The organism is Noviherbaspirillum aerium (genome assembly GCF_008929045.1).
Classification (GTDB): domain Bacteria; phylum Pseudomonadota; class Gammaproteobacteria; order Burkholderiales; family Burkholderiaceae_D; genus Noviherbaspirillum; species Noviherbaspirillum aerium.
The window spans coordinates 116,735-133,642 of record NZ_VFAH01000002.1; the positions used below are offsets into that span (position 1 = coordinate 116,735).

Annotated in this window: 14 protein-coding genes; 10 read left to right on the plus strand and 4 right to left on the minus strand. The window is 57.9% G+C overall.

Annotated features, from left to right (window positions below; translation table 11 throughout):
- The first annotated feature begins 270 nt into the window (after positions 1–270).
- The 3 genes from FH061_RS03850 (at position 271) to FH061_RS03860 (ending at position 3,042) form a co-directional block, all read left to right on the plus strand.
- Positions 271–501, plus strand: coding sequence for a hypothetical protein (locus FH061_RS03850; RefSeq protein WP_192804894.1), 231 nt, complete (start codon positions 271–273; stop codon positions 499–501).
- 152 nt (positions 502–653) lie between these two features.
- The gene (locus FH061_RS03855; protein ID WP_151633182.1) at positions 654–1,811 is read left to right on the plus strand and encodes a D-alanyl-D-alanine carboxypeptidase family protein; all 1,158 of its coding nucleotides are present in this window, start codon (positions 654–656) and stop codon (positions 1,809–1,811) included.
- Between the two features lie 343 nt (positions 1,812–2,154).
- Positions 2,155–3,042: a ChaN family lipoprotein gene (locus tag FH061_RS03860; protein ID WP_151633184.1), complete on the plus strand. Its 888-nt coding sequence runs from the start codon at positions 2,155–2,157 to the stop codon at positions 3,040–3,042.
- A gap of 140 nt (positions 3,043–3,182) precedes the next feature.
- Here the strand turns inward: FH061_RS03860 and FH061_RS03865 are convergent, their stop codons facing one another.
- On the minus strand, positions 3,183–4,526 hold the full coding sequence (locus FH061_RS03865; protein ID WP_151633186.1) for a DUF2863 family protein: 1,344 nt from the start codon (positions 4,524–4,526) through the stop codon (positions 3,183–3,185).
- A gap of 379 nt (positions 4,527–4,905) precedes the next feature.
- Between FH061_RS03865 and FH061_RS03870 the strand changes: the two genes are divergently transcribed.
- From FH061_RS03870 to FH061_RS03885, 4 genes are all read left to right on the plus strand, one after another.
- Entirely contained in the window at positions 4,906–5,184 is a 279-nt protein-coding gene (locus FH061_RS03870) for a DUF4148 domain-containing protein (RefSeq protein ID WP_192804895.1), read from the plus strand.
- A 441-nt stretch (positions 5,185–5,625) separates the two neighbouring features.
- Positions 5,626–5,844: a translation initiation factor IF-1 gene (gene infA / locus FH061_RS03875; protein WP_151633190.1), complete on the plus strand. Its 219-nt coding sequence runs from the start codon at positions 5,626–5,628 to the stop codon at positions 5,842–5,844.
- 22 nt (positions 5,845–5,866) lie between these two features.
- Entirely contained in the window at positions 5,867–6,181 is a 315-nt protein-coding gene (locus tag FH061_RS03880) for a hypothetical protein (protein WP_151633192.1), read from the plus strand.
- A gap of 459 nt (positions 6,182–6,640) precedes the next feature.
- Positions 6,641–7,942, plus strand: coding sequence for an MgtC/SapB family protein (locus FH061_RS03885; RefSeq protein WP_151633194.1), 1,302 nt, complete (start codon positions 6,641–6,643; stop codon positions 7,940–7,942).
- A 56-nt stretch (positions 7,943–7,998) separates the two neighbouring features.
- On the opposite strand, the gene FH061_RS03890 is transcribed toward FH061_RS03885, so the two are convergent.
- Positions 7,999–8,943, minus strand: coding sequence for a LysR family transcriptional regulator (locus tag FH061_RS03890; protein WP_151633196.1), 945 nt, complete (start codon positions 8,941–8,943; stop codon positions 7,999–8,001).
- A gap of 100 nt (positions 8,944–9,043) precedes the next feature.
- Between FH061_RS03890 and FH061_RS03895 the strand changes: the two genes are divergently transcribed.
- The 3 genes from FH061_RS03895 (at position 9,044) to FH061_RS03905 (ending at position 13,904) form a co-directional block, all read left to right on the plus strand.
- Complete coding sequence (locus tag FH061_RS03895; protein WP_151633198.1) at positions 9,044–10,135, plus strand: tartrate dehydrogenase; 1,092 nt, start codon at positions 9,044–9,046, stop codon at positions 10,133–10,135.
- Positions 10,136–10,375: 240 nt separating this feature from the next.
- Positions 10,376–11,023 carry a TIGR01841 family phasin gene (phaP, locus tag FH061_RS03900; RefSeq protein WP_151633200.1) on the plus strand — a complete coding sequence of 216 codons (648 nt, stop codon included), beginning with the start codon at positions 10,376–10,378 and terminating at the stop codon, positions 11,021–11,023.
- A 277-nt stretch (positions 11,024–11,300) separates the two neighbouring features.
- Positions 11,301–13,904: a sensor domain-containing protein gene (locus FH061_RS03905; protein WP_151633202.1), complete on the plus strand. Its 2,604-nt coding sequence runs from the start codon at positions 11,301–11,303 to the stop codon at positions 13,902–13,904.
- 152 nt (positions 13,905–14,056) lie between these two features.
- On the opposite strand, the gene FH061_RS03910 is transcribed toward FH061_RS03905, so the two are convergent.
- A complete protein-coding gene (locus FH061_RS03910; RefSeq protein ID WP_151633203.1) occupies positions 14,057–15,385 on the minus strand; it encodes a diguanylate cyclase domain-containing protein in 1,329 nt (442 codons plus the stop codon).
- A gap of 542 nt (positions 15,386–15,927) precedes the next feature.
- Positions 15,928–16,557, minus strand: coding sequence for a response regulator transcription factor (locus FH061_RS03915; RefSeq protein ID WP_151633205.1), 630 nt, complete (start codon positions 16,555–16,557; stop codon positions 15,928–15,930).
- Positions 16,558–16,908 lie beyond the last annotated feature (351 nt).

Below are 16,908 nucleotides of genomic sequence, written 5' to 3' on the forward strand. Positions count from 1 at the left end.
GAAGCGGTCTACCCATTCACTATTCACCATCATGTTCAATGGCGCCGCGGTATCCGGGTGAAACCAGTGCGGGCGCCTTCCGGTCATGCTGACGTAGGCCGGGACGCCTTGGCACAGGCTCTTTTCAATCAGCCAACTTGATAGCCTCATCATACAACGGCTGCGCAACATCAGGATTTGCCTCGTTCGTCATGCACCGTCGCCTGGTGCAGCATCGAACTGCTTCGGCAAACTTATAGATTGGTAGAACAGCATGCATGGACCGGGCGCTTGGCAATGGGCCTGCATCAGTCATCCGGAACGACTTCGCAAGAAGCGTTCAAGCCTCGTCGGCTGCCGCTGCGGGGACAGCCCGCCATCAAGAAGGCTACGATGGCAGCGGCTCGATGGATGAAAGACAAGCCCGCATTTACCTTCTGCCATCTGCTGCCTGCATCAGCGTCGGGCGGTCTGTGGTTTTTTCGCGTGAAGCCCATCAAGAATTGCTACGAACTGCAATAAGTATCGCCGCACCCTCACCACCGACTATAATTTCCCTGCGGCAGGACGACGGTCGCGGCTCCATGCCCATGCGTTGCCAATACCGTATTGCCACTTGCCAGAGACTTGCGCCACCGCAGCGAGCGGCCCCTATTCTTTTTTAACTATCTTGCATGTCAAAGCTTACTTTTTCTATCATTGCTCCCGTCCTTGTATCGGGCGCCATTCTGGCAGGAGCCTTACCTGCCGCCGCACAAACCGTCCCAGCGCCTGTTGCAGCCGCGCGAAGCTGGACCGTACTTGATGCCAATACCGGCCAGATGCTGGCTTCCCAGGAAGCCGGCCTGCGCATCATCCCGGCCTCGTTGACCAAGGTGATGACCGCATACCTGGTATTCGAAGCGGTGCGCGACAAGCGCCTGCAATGGGATCAGATGGTCAATGTATCGCTCAATGCGTATCGCGTTGACAAATCGTCTTCCAAGATGTTCATCGACCCGAAGGTGCCGGTGTCGATCAAGGACCTGACCTACGGCCTGATCATCCAGTCCGGCAATGACGCGGCGGTCCAGCTGGCTGAAGCGGTTGCGGGCAGCGAGGAAACGTTCGCCGCGATGATGAACAAGAAAGCGCAGGAACTCGGCATGAAGGGAAGTCACTTCATGAACGCGTCGGGCCTGCCCCATCCCGAGCACTACTCGACCGCGGAAGACTTGACGGTGCTGGCCGCCCGCCTGATCCGCGACTTCCCCGAAGACTACAAGATCTACTCGATCAAGGAATTCACTTACAACAATATCAAGCAGGGTAACCGCAACCTGCTGCTGTATAGCGATTCGACCGTGGACGGCATGAAGACCGGCTATGTGAACGGCTCGGGCTACAACCTGATCGCATCGGCCATGCGCAACGGCAGCCAACGCATCATTACCGTGGTGACCGGCACCGCGTCGCCGCGCGTGCGCGCCGACGAAAGCATGAAGCTGCTCGGATGGGCCTACTCCAACTTCGAGAGCGTCAAGGTTGCCACCAATGGTCAGCAGCTGGCGACCCCGACCGTATGGAAGAGCGAGCAGGACACCTTCAAGGCAGGCTTCGGCGCCGATCGCTTTGAAACGCTTCTCAAGGGTGCCGGCAGCAAGATCAAGACCGAGGTCGTGTTGCAGCAAAAGCTGGCCGCTCCCATTGCCAAGGGTGCCAAGGTCGGTACGGTCAAGGTGACCTACGACGGCAAGCCGCTGGCAGAGGTGCCGCTGGTGGCGCTCGAAGAGGTCAAGGAAGCCGGCTTCTTTGCCAGGATCTGGGATTCGCTGCGCATGCGATTCGCCTGATCCATAGCCTCATAACCTCATAGCCCCGGGACAGCAGTGTCGCGTTGCGACTGCTGCTCCCGCATGTCTTTCTCCATGGCGACGATCATGCACCTCATGGAATGCATCACCTGCTCAAGGCAATCCATCAACCGGTAGGGAAGCGTAACAAGCAATACGCATCCTGGTCGGTGCAAAGCAAGCCGGCTCCATGGCAGCCGATGCCATTTCCCGCCTGAAACACAAGGCAGTGCCGCGGTAGAAGTAGTGGCAACGCCGGACACGACTCCCAACTTGGCATTACGCTTATGATATTCATGCCGTCCATTGGCACTTGGTGCAAGCAAAGGAAGGGAGCGTAGATATGAAAGCAAGGAAAGGCTGGTTGTTTACTGCGATGCTGGCGCTGGCATGGGCATCGGCCCATGCGGCGCATCCGCTCGACGACCGCGTGTGGGATACGCGCAGCAAGCGCTTCATCAGCACAGAGGCTGCTTATGAACAGGCCGCCTCAAGCCGGCATCTGCTGCTGGGAGAAACTCACGACAGTGAATTTCATCATCGGCTGCAACTGGAGGCGTTGCGGGCGATCGCACGGCGCGACCGCAAGCCGACCTTGCTCATGGAACAATTCGACCGGGAGCACCAGACCGCTCTGGCGGCCGCGCAGTCGAGGAACGGCATCGATGCCGAAGCGCTGGCCGACGCCGGCAAGCTTGATCGGCGAGGCTGGGGCTGGCCGCTCTACAAGGACCTGATCCAGTTCGCCGCCGAGCGCAAATGGCCTATCGCAGCGGCCAATCTGTCCCGTACCGAGGCAAGGGAAATTGCGATGGGACGCCAGAAGGCCGAGCTTCCGGACATCGGCGCCGACGCCATCGCCGCTCTCGAAAAGGATATCGTCAATGGGCATTGCGGCCATCGCCTGCCTCAGGACAGATTGACATCGATCGTGCAGGCGCAGCGTGCACGTGATGCCGCCATGGCGGAAGCCATCGAAGCCAGTACCCCTCCGACGGTATTGATCGCCGGTGCCGGCCATGTGCGCCGCGACAGGGCGGTGCCGAAATATCTGAAGGATGGCAAGGACGTTCTTGTCATTGCCTATGTCGAGACTGCTGAAGGCAAGGATCAACCCCAGGCCTACGACCATGCCGGTTTTGACCTGCTGTGGTTCACCCCGCCCACACGGCGCGACGATCCCTGCAAGCAGCCGCTGACCGGTGCCGTTGCCAAGGAAGAAAAGCCGTAATTGATTGCCGCATCGCGAAACAGGGTATTGCTCACGTTACTGAAGCGCAGGCACCGGCGGTGTGCGTCATCAATTTTCTCTGAGTGGCGATGCACCGCTGCACCTCGCTGCGGATGATGGCCAACGCCCTCCTTCCCCGGCTATCGTTTTCTGTGCGGACGAATGCTGGTCGGAACGCCTTCTGCATCAAACATTCTCGCAATCCTTACCTCGCGCACACCCATTGCGATCATTGCGTCTGCGATATCGTCGATCGCGTTCTCCATGGTTTCCGTGCGGCTCAGCAGTCTTTCCGCAAAGCCAAGAACGGCATTATCCGGGCCGCATGACAAACTCACCCTGAGCATCGGCTCGTCATCCGTATCGACCGGCCCGATGACCGCCTCGATGTCGGAAGCAGCTTTTCCCTGTGCATCGATCAAGTCGCGCAACTCGGTCAGGATGCGAAGAACGCTCAATTCAATCAATGCCGCTTCTCTCGCGCCATGGAACAGATCCTGATACAGGTATTCAATCTCGACCTCGCGCCCGTCAGTGACGAGGCAGCGCCGCAGCAATGGCGTAACCTGCTGCGACCATTTGCGGAACCGCTCCGCTCTCGCCTCGAAGTAACGATCGGCCGCCGCCGCTTTTTCCGGCACACGGTAAAACGGGTCCTCGGCGGGCTTGAGTGCGAAGCCGAGCAGAAACCGCAGCTCGAAGGCCTGATCATCGGACGCAAAGGTCGAAGGCGGCCAGCCGGACATGCTTCTCACGATCGCATCCGCCATCGAAGCCTTCTTTCGAGTCATGGCTTCGGCCGCTTCATGGACCATGGCATTCAGGTGGCAATAGCCGATACGCTCCAGCTCATCAGGATGATAGGCATGGCTGACGAGCACGACGTTCGCAAGCCGGCTTTCCAAGCCATGTTCCGTGAAGCTGGCTCTCAGCTGCTCAAAGGCGTCGCCATCCTGAAAGCACTGATCCTCATGCAGCCCGCCTGTGCTACGCACGAACAGCGGAATGGCGAACGCATTGACTTCCAGTTCGGGCCCCGAGTCACGGCGCAGCAGGATCGTGCCCGCCTGTTCCTCGACGCTCTCCCGCAACACCTGATAAGCCTTGGCATCCTTCTCATAGGCCGATTCCAGCGCTTCATCGAGCGCCTGTTCACGCGTGTGCTGCAGGCATTTGCGGATGGTTTTGCGCAGGGCGGCAAGTGCTTTCGTCTTGTCTTCACTCAGGGATGCGTATAAATCCACATCGCGCAGTTCGACCGCCAGTTCAATCAGCCGGTCAGTCAGCGTTTCATCGCGCTCGTCGTTTCCATGAGCATGTTTGTCGGGCGCGGCTTTTGTCTTTTTCATGTTTAAGCTGGGAATATCAATCGGATGCAGCATGCATTGCTTGGCTGGACGTAGTTTACAGGCTTCCGAAGCTGGCGGTACGAGACTGGGAATTATCACACCCTGCAAGATGGTCCATGTTAAACGGAAGGACATTCATTCAGTCTTCTGCCAGTTAACGATGCAGCTCTTCGCACGCAACTGGCATCAGCAGCATCCCGGCCAGGATTTCCAGCAATGCGGTTCCTGGCTGCAATACTGAACATCCTGCATTTCCGGTATGTGATTGCGCCGTAACGATGACTTCGGCTTCATCCAGAAAAGGGAGTAGGGACCAAGCACCCCAATTATTCCTGTTTCCGCAATAACTCATTGCTTCGCCGCCTGTTTTTCTCTTTTATCGCAACGAATAGACTGTGCTTCATCGATGAGCACACATCAAACCGCGTGCGACTCACCGAGGCAGGCTGCGAAAGCAGACAAATTGTCTGCAGCGCCAGGCCTGGGTCCCCAACCGTATATCTGGAGCAAGAAAATGAATGCTAAACAACTGATCGCCGCTGTCACCGTGTTTGCCGCCACTGGTTCCGCATTTGCCAGCGAGTGGGTCGATTTCAGCGATTTCAAATCCACCAAAACCCGTGCCGAAGTGATCGCCGACATGAAGCAGGCCGATGCCCTTGGACAAATGGCAGGCAATAGCGAATTTGTCGAGTTCAAGAATGCCCCGGTCGCATCCGCAGCGACTCCCGACGCGGTACGACAGGAAGCCTTGGCTGCCGGGAAGGCAAAAACCGCCGCTGCCGGCGAATAAAGCCGGCGAGCTTCGATCCGCCTCCGGCGGCCGCCCGTAAGGCGGCTGCACATCAACTTAAACAAGCCTGCCGACTATGTCCGCGGGCTTGTTCTCCATGGTCATTCCGTTGTTTTCTCTGTTCGGTCTTGGAAACCGTGCAAGGAGACAAGACAGATATGCCTGTGAGATTGAATTTTGGAAGAGAAAACCTGAAAGCGGGAAGAATCGCCGATGTGAGGCAGCCGGGCGGGACGGAACAACGGCACAACGGCGCCACCTGAAGTTAACACCGACTGACGGCGGGAAGATGTCATCGCCGAGAGAAACGATTGATTAATCCCTGATCACCCCCATCTGCATTGGCATGGCAAGGGTGCAGAACTCAAGCTCATTTACTTCAGTCCAATTTGTGGAGGCTGTCCGATCAGGTCTGCCATCCACTCAGTAAAAAGGAAATCAATGGCAAAAGACGATGTCATTCAGATGCAAGGCAGAATCCTCGAAAACCTCCCAAGCACCACGTTCAGAGTGGAGCTGGAGAACGGGCACAAGGTGCTCGGCCACATTTCGGGCAAGATGCGCAAAAACTATATCAAGATCCTACTGGGCGATAAAGTGACCGTGGAATTGACTCCCTACGACCTCTCCAAGGCCCGTATCGTATTCCGCTCCAAATAACCATCGAAGGCCAGTCAACATCATGTTCAAGAAAGGCAAAGGCGGCTCCAGCTTCAAGAGCGGCAAGGTGTCATCCGGGGACGCCGAAAAGAAGGAACTCCTCGAAGGGTTGGGCTATACGTTCGATAGCGTAACGAAGAAATCCGGATGGAGCTGGAGTACCTCGGCCGCCACTTCGGACGGCAATCAGCCCACCGAGGGCGATGCGATCGGGGACGCCTGGCGCGACGCGGGCGAGCGTACGCAGGCGGCGTTGAATATTCCCGCTGATACGTGGGAACGCATGAGCGTGAGGGAGCAGACTGAGCTCATTCAGGAAGCATTGTCTTCCCTGTGATTAGCGGGATAAGGGATAAGGGACAAGGGACAAGTCCATGCCGCGTCAATCCGACCCTCCCGGTCGGCATCGCAGAGTTGCGAGAGGAACTGTTAAAGGTCCGATTCGACATGCTCGTTCACATCTCCCTTTGAGGCTGTGGCTAACAATTTCCCGCAGATTTAGCGCGTATTCAATCCATCGCGTTTGCGGTCACATCGATGAAGGGCGGACTCGCTGCCATTGCCACGCCACCCCAGGCATCATTGCGGAACCGATGGTAGTGGCCGCGCCATACAGCGCATTCGCCTTGCCATGCTCCTGGCACAAATCGATTCTTCCCTACAAGCATCCGCAATCCGCTCCAACCACCTTGAAACATTTCGCACTGCGTCATTAACGGTTGACCTGAATCGTAGCGCCGAATGCGGTTTATGCTAAAAAGAAATGACTAACCGCATTTCCAGTGGAAGACGCTGAATGACCCTCGAACTCGCGCAAAGCTTCCTGATCGCCCTGTTGATTGGCGCCCTGATTGGTATAGACCGCGAGAAGAAAAAAGACGCCGAACCTGGCCACACCGCCGGCATACGCACCTATATCCTGCTGGCGCTGGTCGGTGCCGCGGCGGCCTGGATTTCACTTGAACTGGAAACGCCATGGGTCTTTGTCGCCGCCCTGCTGGCGGTCAGTGCCGCTGTGATCGCCGGCTACATTTCCCAGAATCGGGCGCAGGACGATGCCATCGGACTGACCAGCGAGATTGCCGCTATTGCGGTTTGCCTGCTCGGCGCCATGGTCGTGGTCGGTTATCCTTCGCTCGCCGTCGCTCTCGCGGTGGTAACTTCGGCGGTCCTGGCTTACAAGCAGCCCTTGCATGGACTGGTCGGGCACATTGGCAGCGATGACATCTTCGCTGGCATCAAGCTGCTTATCGCCTCGTTCATTATCCTTCCATTGTTACCGGATGCGGCAATCGATCCATGGGGGGCAATCAACCCTTATAAGCTATGGTTGCTGGTGATCATGATCGCAGCCTTGTCGCTGGTAGGTTATGTCGCGACCCGCATGCTGGGAAAGACACGCGGCACTGCGATTACCGGGCTGACCGGCGGATTGGTATCCTCCACCGCAACGACACTCAATTTTGCCCGCGCCAGCAGGAATGAAGCCGAGCCGGCCGACGGTCACGCAGTTACCGCCGGCGTTCTCCTGGCGTGGCTGATCATGTTTGTACGGACTGCGGTGCTCGTTGCCTTCATTAATCCGGCAGTGCTTCAAACCATGTGGATTCCATTTGCGGCGATGGGAGGCGTCACCGCGGCTTTCGCCGGATGGCATTACTTTGCTGGCACGAAGCTCGCGGCAAAGCGCAAGCCGGATGCCGGCAAGACGCCCGAAACCGCAGGCATGGCATTGCGCAACCCTTTTAGCCTTGGGGCCGCGATCCAGTTCGGTGTAGTGTTCGCCATGGTGCTGCTGGCAGTGAAATTTGCGCAGGAAAATGCTCCTGGGGTAGGCGTGTATGTCGTATCAGCACTGGCAGGCTCCGTCGACGTGGATGCCATCACGCTGTCTATCGCCGAAAGTACAAATGAATCCACCGGTCAAACCCATGCCGCAACCGCGATCAGCATTGCGGCCCTCGCCAATACCGCGGTCAAATGCGCGATGGTCATTGTGCTCGGCACTGGTGCCGCCCGTCGTCAGGTTGCGGTGGCCACGGCCGCGATCTTTCTGGCCGGCGGCGCCTGGTTGTGGCTCAAGGCCATGCTTCCTTGAGGACGCCCGTGGGGGCAAGTGAGTACTCCCCGAATGTTCCGTCCGCAAGCCTTCATTCATCGATTCCAGGACCATTCGGCCACAGCCTGTTTCCCGGGCGTTGAGGCGGAAAAGGCGGCGGCAACGAAGTCGACAAAGGCACGAACCCGCGCTGCTGTCTGCACTTCATAGGGAAACACCGCATAAATGTCTGCCTGCGCGGTGTGCCAGTTCGGCAGTATCTGCCGGAGCCTGCCGCTCTGGAGATATTTGGCGATGTCCCACTCGGCGCGCATCAGCACGCCATGCCCCTCAAGCGCCCAGTTCACCGCGATTTCTCCATCGTTCGTACTCAGGGAGCCGCGTACCTTGACTGTCTCGTCACGCTGTCCCGACTTGAGATGCCAGATGCCGTAGCCTTCCTCTCCCTGACGAATGCCGATGCAATTGTGCTGTTCAAGATCGCTTGGTACGCGCGGCGTGCCATGGCGATCCAGGTAGGACGGAGCCGCGCAGATGAGGCGACGGTTCGAAGCAATGCGGCGGGCGATGACGCGGGCGTCGGGCGGCTCGCCGAAACGGATACATACATCGTAGGCATCCTCCACCAGACTGGGCGGATTCACGGTGAGCTGCAATTGCACCTCGACTTCCGGATACTGCTTGACGAAATCCGATACGAGAGGCGCAATATGGCTGCGGCCGAAGCCGAGCGTGGCATTCACGCGGAGCTGTCCCTTGGGCGCCGTGACGGCATTGGCGATCATCTGCTCCATGTCGTCTATCTCCGCCAGAATGCGGCGGGCGTTGGCGAGATATATCTCGCCTTCGGGTGTCAGTCCTATACGTCGCGTGGTACGGTTGAGCAAGCGTGCGCCAAGCCTTGCTTCCAGCTGGTTCATGCGCTTGCTGACGGCAGCGGTGGTCAGGTTCAACTCCCTTGCCGCGGCAGAGAAACTGCCTGCACGCACCAGGACGCTGAAAAACGCCATCTCCGAAGGGGCGGAAACAGGAGTGGACATTGTTAACTCAAAGTTGATAATGGTTCAACTGTAGCGTGATCTACAGCGTTTCGCAATCAGTATAGTAGGCCTACCGCAACCCCTCCATGAGACTCCCACGATGAAGACCTACAAGATTGCATGCATCCCCGGCGACGGCATCGGCAAGGAAGTGATCCCGGCAGGCCAGACCGTACTGGAAGCCCTGGCTGCGACCCAAGACGCATTCCGTTTCGAATTCACTTCCTACGGCTGGGGCGGCGACTGGTATGGCCAGCATGGCGAAATGATGCCGGCAGATGGACTCGACAGCCTGCGCGACAAGGACGCCATCCTGTTCGGGTCGGCCGGCGATCCGCAAATTCCCGATCATGTGACCTTGTGGGGCTTGCGATTGAAGATCTGCCAGGGATTCGACCAGTATGCAAACGTACGCCCGACGCGCATCCTGCCCGGAATTGACGCGCCGTTGAAACGCTGCAGGCCAGAAGACCTCGACTGGGTAATCGTCCGCGAAAACTCCGAGGGTGAGTATGCCGGCGTGGGGGGACGCGCTCACCAGGGCCATCCGATCGAAGTGGCGACCGATGTCTCGATGATGACGCGCGCCGGCGTCGAAAGGATTATGCGCTACGCTTTCAAGCTGGCCCAGTCGCGTCCGCGCAAGCTGCTGACCGTCGTCACCAAGTCGAACGCCCAGCGCCATGCGATGGTGATGTGGGATGAAATCGCTCTCCAGATTTCCCGGGAATTCCCCGATGTGAAGTGGGACAAGGAACTGGTGGACGCCGCAACCGCGCGCATGGTCAACCGGCCGGCATCTCTCGATACCCTGGTGGCAACCAACCTGCATGCCGATATTCTGAGCGATCTGGCTGCCGCGCTGGCCGGCAGCCTTGGCATTGCTCCTACCGGAAATATCGATCCCGAACGCCGTTATCCGAGCATGTTCGAACCTATCCACGGATCGGCATTCGACATCATGGGCAAGGGACTGGCCAACCCGGTCGGAACGTTCTGGAGCTGCGTCATGCTTCTCGAACACCTCGGCGAAACACAGGCGGCTCGCAGCTTGATGGCAGCCGTGGAACAAGTGACCGCCGATCCGGCTCTCCATACCGGTGACCTCGGCGGCAAGGCGACGACGGTGCAGGTAACCGATGCAGTCTGCGGCCGCATCCGCGGCAGCGGAGCCGGAGCCAAGGCGGCTTAAGCGCAAGCACGGGCGAAACAAGAAGCCGCAAACCCCTCCGCCGCTCAGGTGACGAAGGGGATGCGGCGGGGGCATCACGCATTGCCGCATTGACATTAAACGTTTCCCTATTGCATTGCACAATAAAAACATTGAAAGTCTGCGTAATGTCTTTATACTGGCCGTCTTGCACTGCACAAAATCCAGTTTAGTCCCTTTGCACTTGTCCCTTTTGCCCTAAGGAATAAATCAATGTTTCCCATGAACGACCAATTCGCAACTTTCTTTCAAACCTTTCAGCCTGCAAATGCCCAGTTCGCCAATGTGTTCCAGAATCTGGGACCTGCCAACGAACAATTCCTGGGCACGGCCAAGGCCAACGCTGAAAAGCAATTGGCGTTCTTCACGACATTGACCGAAGCCGTTGTCGACGGCATGAGCAAGGTAGCCGAACTCAACATCAATGCCTGCAAGGCGTCGCTGGAAGAGTCGAAGACAGTTACGGCCCAGCTGCTTGCTGCAAAAGAACCGCAGGAAGCCCTGCAGCTGATCACGGCACTGCAGCAGCCGACCCTGACGAAGGTCACGGCCTACAACCGCCATCTCGCTGATATCGCATCGGGTACGCAAACCGCGTTGACCACTGCGATTCAGGCGCAAGCCAAGGAAGCCTCCCGCCAGTTCACCGAGGCAGTCGAGGGTGCCGCCAAGAATGCGCCGGCCGGCTCCGAGAACGTCGTTGCGATGATGAAGACAGCCATCGCCAATGCCAGCGCGGGTTACGACCAGATCAACAAGGCCACACGGCAGGCAACCGAGGTCGTTCAGGCCAATGTTGCAGCATCTGTCGACCAGGCGACCAAGGTAGCCGAACAAGTAGCAGCGACTGCGGCACGCACTCGCAAGTAATTGCCGCATCCGCAGGAAATCGAGGCCGCATTGCGGCCTTTTTCTTTTGTGCCGGAAGCGCCCTGCAACCCCGCAGTGAATATGGCACGGCCTGTCGATCCGAGAGGGATGAAGAGTCATCTGTCCTTCATCAGCACAGGCGCCGCCTGTCGATACCAACCGCCGCTGGCGCATGGGAACGGAAAACGGTAGTGCGGTCGTTGCCGGCGACCAGGCTTGCACATCATTTCTGGCCTGTTAACCCTATTCGGCGAACCCATTCAAACAAGAGGCACTCATGATCAGCCCCAGTGTCCAGGAACTGCAGCTGTGTGTCGCACGGCTGGAAAAGATCTGTGAAGAACAATCTGCTGCCTTGGCATCGGCCGAATTGTCATTGGCCCGCACGCAAGCCCAACTCGACGAAGTCGCGCATATTTATCAGACCACCTTTGATCTTGCAGCGATAGGTATTGCTCATGTGACGCCGGAAGGAAAATGGCTGCGCGTCAATCCCTTCCTCTGTGACATGCTCGGCTATAGCCGTGAAGAGCTGACGACCAAGACATTTCAGGAACTGACTTATCCTGGCGACCTGGCGCTCGATTTGCAGCTGCTGTCGGGACTAATGGATGACGAAAGCGGCGATACCCAGAATAACAATCGCTCGTCCTACTCGGTTCAAAAGCGCTACGTCACGAAAAGGGGCGATCCCGTCTGGGCACATCTCAGCGTCTCTCTGGTTCGCGACGCGGATGGTTTGCCCAGCTACTTCATCGGCGTCATCAAGAATATCGATGCACGCATACGGGCACAGGAACAAGGAGAACAGATCCGGGCGCGCTTGAAGGCCGTCCTCGACAGCCTCAGCGAGGGGGTGCTTGTCTATTCGGACAAGGGCAAGCTGCTCGAAACCAATCCCGCCGCCACGCGACTGTTCGAGTATCAGACGCAGGCCGACATTCGATCGGCATCCAGTGTCCTGACGGATATCTTCGAGGCCACGACACTGGACGGCCTGCCAATCCCTATGGAGGACTGGCCTGTTTCCAAATTGCTGCGCGGCGAGACGGTCGCGAATGTCGAAATGGTCGTGTGCCGCCGCAACTCCGGCAAGTCATGGATCGCCAGCGTTTCCGGCACGCTGGTGGAGCATTCCCAGTTGCCGGGGCCGCTGGCGGTCCTGACCTTCAAGGACATCACCAAACGCATGATGGCGGAAACCGCCTTGCGAGTCAGCGAGCAACGATTGCGCCTGGCCTTCGATCATATCCCCGACATGGTCATGATCTATGACACCGACCAGCGCATCCAGTATGCCAATCTGGCCGCTGCCTATACCATAGGCAAGAGCGATGCGGAGTTGATCGGCCAGCATGCCAGAAACGCCCCGGCCGATTCGATTCTCAACCTGTGGCGGCCCTTGCTTGAAGCAACGCTCGCATCCGCCACGCTGCAAGCGAACGACTTTGAATTCACTACCGCAATCGGCCCGCGCAACTTGAGGGTCACCTGCGTCCCCATTACCGAAGGTAGCCAGGCGGTCAGGGAAATCATGGTCATCTGCCATGACTATAGCGAACGGCGACAGGCCGAAGAAAAAGTTCGGCAGGCCGCCTTGCACGATCCCTTGACGGCGCTGCCGAACCGGGCCCTTCTTTATGAATATGCGCGGCATGCGTTTGCCGCCGCGAATCGCGCCGGGCATGAAGTCTCGGTGCTCTTCATCGATCTGGACCGCTTCAAGCCGATCAATGATGTGCACGGCCACGAGGTAGGCGATATGGTGCTGCGCCAGGTCGCCAGCCGCTTGAGACGCAGCATGCGGGGTGAAGACATCGTGTTCAGGCTGGGTGGCGACGAGTTCCTCGCGCTCGTGCCTCATCACGGAGAAGAGACCGCCGGTGAAAAGGTCGCACAGCATTTAATGGAGGCAATCAGCCGCCCATACCATGTGGGATCGGTGGAAGCCTCATTGTCTTGCTCCATTGGCATCAGCATCTATCCGCGCAACGGCGTTGACGTGGACATGCTGATCGGCCATGCGGATGCAGCCATGTACATTGCCAAGCAAATGGGCCGCAACACCATTCAGCTATATACGTCTTCCCTCGCCGAGCGCGTGTACATGCAGTCCCTCATCGAGGAAGGCATAAAGAACGCTCTCAAGCGCAATGAGTTTTCTCTCTATTACCAGCCATTGGTCGATATGGAGACAAGCCAGGTGGTCAGCGTGGAAGCGCTCCTGCGCTGGCCAAGCAATGGAATGGGGCCCGACCGCTTCATTCATGTGGCGGAAGTCACGGGACTGATCGGGCGTCTCGGAGAGTGGGTCTTCTCCGAAGCATGTCGCCAGCATGCGGCCTGGATCAGGGAAGGCTTGCCGGCTATTCCGATCGCCGTCAATGTGTCGCCGATGCAGTTCAAGAAGAAGGATTTCGCTGCGTATCTTGAGGAGACGATGCATGATCACCGCATTGCATCGGACGGAGTACAGATCGAGCTGACCGAAACCGCCGTCATGGAAGACATCGACCATGCGATCGTGATGCTCGATCGGCTGCGCCGCAATGGCATCAAGATCTCGCTTGACGATTTCGGCACCGGCTACTCAAGCCTGAACTACCTGAGCCGCCTGCCGCTTGACAAAATCAAGGTGGATAAATCTTTCGTGCACCGGCTTCAGGAAGATACGACGAGCCGCGCAATCATTGAGGCCATTATTGCGATGGGCCGCACACTTGAACTTGAGATCGTTGCCGAGGGAATCGAATCGGCCTCGACCCTGCATTACCTGCGCAGTCACGGCTGCCACCAGGCACAAGGGTATTATGTCTGCAAGCCTGTCGCGGGAAAGCAGTTTGCCGCATGGTACCGTCACTATTCTGCCGCCCTGCACTGAGCGGCTCGCCCTGTTCGCTTCCCTGGATTCCAGAAACAAGGCTTCAAGATGCTCATGCCGCGGCGAGCCGGGGTATGCGGCATGAGTGCAGTGAGCGGTCAACAGACCCGCCTGACGCATCGATGCCGATGATCCGGAGAAGCGAATGTCTTCTAGGAGGCTGATGAGTTCAAGTGAACATCGGCCTCCTCCACAGTCGCTGTAACGCGTCCCTTTTCCCCTCCGTCTGGATTCATGGCGAACCGATACTGATTCTTCCCGCTGTTTTTTGCCTGGTTCAGCGCCTGATCCGCGACATGCATCAGTTCACCGGGGTTGGTTCCGCAATGCGGATACAGACTGATCCCGATGCTTGCCGATACTTTGACAGTAGCGCCATTGATCGAATAGGGTTTAGAAATGGCCTCGACAAGCGTATTGGCGATTTGCGCCGCCGTACCCGCCTCGTGCAGTTCGGGAACGACAACGATGAATTCGTCGCCGCCGATGCGAGCCACCGTATCGCTCGCGCGGACCGCCGCCTTCAGTCGCCGCGCCACATGCTGCAGCAAGACATCGCCGACATCATGACCGATCGTATCATTCACTTTCTTGAAGCCGTCAAGGTCCATATACATGACGGCAAGCGACTGACCTTCCCTCGCTGCGTGATCAATCTGGACTTCCAGCCTATCCTGGAGCAGCCTGCGGTTGGCGAGGCCCGTGAGCGCATCATGATTGGCCAGGTGACGCATTTCATCCTGGGACCTCGCGGCCTGCTCCACGATTCTCCTTACCCGGCGATACTGCCACACCGCGCCCGCGAACAGGAAAAAGGTAACCAGGACAAGCATGCCCCACAATTTGCCCTGAGCCTTGTCGCGCACACGCAGCGCCTCATTGAGGAGCATGTTTTCGCGGCTTTCCATTTCTTTCAGTACGGCGTTGATGCGCTCGGTCTCGAGATTGTCCTGATCGGCCGACATCAACAGTTGCGCCGACTGCATGCTCCCTGATTCACGCACTGTCACAAGGAAGTGCAAGGTATCGAGCTTGGCATCAACCAGTTTCTCAAGCTTCGCCGCTTTTTCCTTCTGAATTGGATCGCTTGACGCCAGTGCATGAATCAGATCGGTAGTCCAGCGTGCCTCTTCCACGGCACGGAGATAGGCTGTGACAGCGATTTCACTGCCCACGATATAGCCGCGTTCGCCCTTTTCAGCTTCGGTGAGATGAGTCTGAAGCCGGTTCAGTGTGGCGATCACTTCATGATTGCGCGCTTTGAGCATCGCGGTACTTCTGAAATCGGAAGTGATGCTTAACATTGACCAGCCGATCAGGATGGCGAGCAGGCTGGCCAGTCCGATGCCGGAAACCAGCGTCATGAGAGCCATCCGATGCTGCGTCGCGGGTCCCGCCCGCTCCTTGCGGCCGGTTGCAGGAAGAATCCCGCCACTACCAGTATGCCAATAATGCGATTTCATACTGCCTCTTTCCTTCATGTCATGGTGGAGACAAGCCTGACATCTCGTCGCCTTGTTTCGACAAGTGTAGCCAAGGTTTCCTACCAGACATTGACCTAAGGAAATAGTTTCGCTTTTTACACAATTTGTTACTTATCAGGCAGCTATCTGAAGTGGTATCGCCGGTAGAGAAACCAGTCCTTTCTTTCTCTTTCAGGCCCTGTTTCCGCATGCAGATGCTGGCTTCATCTTGGTTTCGAGCTTTGTTTGACCACGGTGCGCATAGTGGCATTGCCGCCGCCGGAATCGGGCGAAACAAGAATAGGACGAAGCCCGCGAACGAGGCAAGCCGCATTGTTCAAGGGGGAGATGTCGCGTCACAGCCGATGCTGCCCTGCCGATATGTGCGGACCACCGCCGCCGCGCTTGCCAGCCGCATGCATTATTCGGAGTAATGCCAGTCTGCGGGCATTGCGTGTCGAAGGGGATTGATGCAGTAAGGAAGGATGGGCATGCGCCTGGCGGCCGCCCGACGCAGCGAATGCGCCGCGTCCTTCAGGCAGGACCGCTTCCTTGCATTTTCAAGAGGTGTAACGGTTCTTGGTACTGGCAATCTTGAGGCGTTGCGCGAGTTTCGCCAGATCGATGAGATTCCTGGCGCCCATCTTTTCCATCACCTTCTGCTTGTGCACCTTGGCGGTGACTTCCTGAATACCCAGTTCGATGGCAATCTGCTTGTTCATCAGGCCGCCTATCGCCAGACCGAGAACTTCGCGTTCACGCTGCGTCAGCGTTGCATAGCGCTGCGTCGATTCCCTCAGTTCGCGTTGCATCTCGAAATCCGTTTCCGCGCGCGCCAGGCCTTCCTCAACGGCACGCAGCAGTTCGTCGCTGTCAACCGGCTTGGTGAGAAACTCCTGGGCGCCCGCTTTCATCGCGCGTACCGTCATCGGGATCGAACCATATCCGGTAATGAATATGACAGGCAGCGTGACGTCCCTGCGTGCCAGGGCATCAATCACATCGAAACCGCTTGCGGTCGAGAGACGCATGTCCAGCACGAGGCACGCGGGCGAGGTATGGCTGTACTCTTCCAGAAACCTTTCCGCCGATGAAAATGCCCTGACGTCATGCCCTGCCGAGCGCAAGAGCCGTGCCACGGAAGTCCGCACCGACTCGTCGTCATCCACCACGAAAACAAGTTTTTCCATGACTCCACCTCCTTGCACCGGCACTCTAACATCGATTCCGATTTCTTGAGGCCGGCCTCGCCATCGGAGAGTCAATCCGCAGCAGAAGCGGAAGGCAGGTGCTGCCGCCAAGTCCCCCGGGATCGGCCGCAAGGCGGCCGCGGTGCCCCTCGACGATGGAACGCGTGATGGCCGGTCCCATCTCCATGCCGCGCCTGGTCGTATAAGACGTGTCGAGTATCCTGCTCCCGGCGTCTTCAGCGAGGCCGCAATGCTTGCTGAAAGGTCCCGACCAGCGCCGCACAGCCGCGGCCATCCGGCGATCCGGCGAAGTTCGCCAGTTAAAAAAATGGCTACGTCGGCTATGCCGAC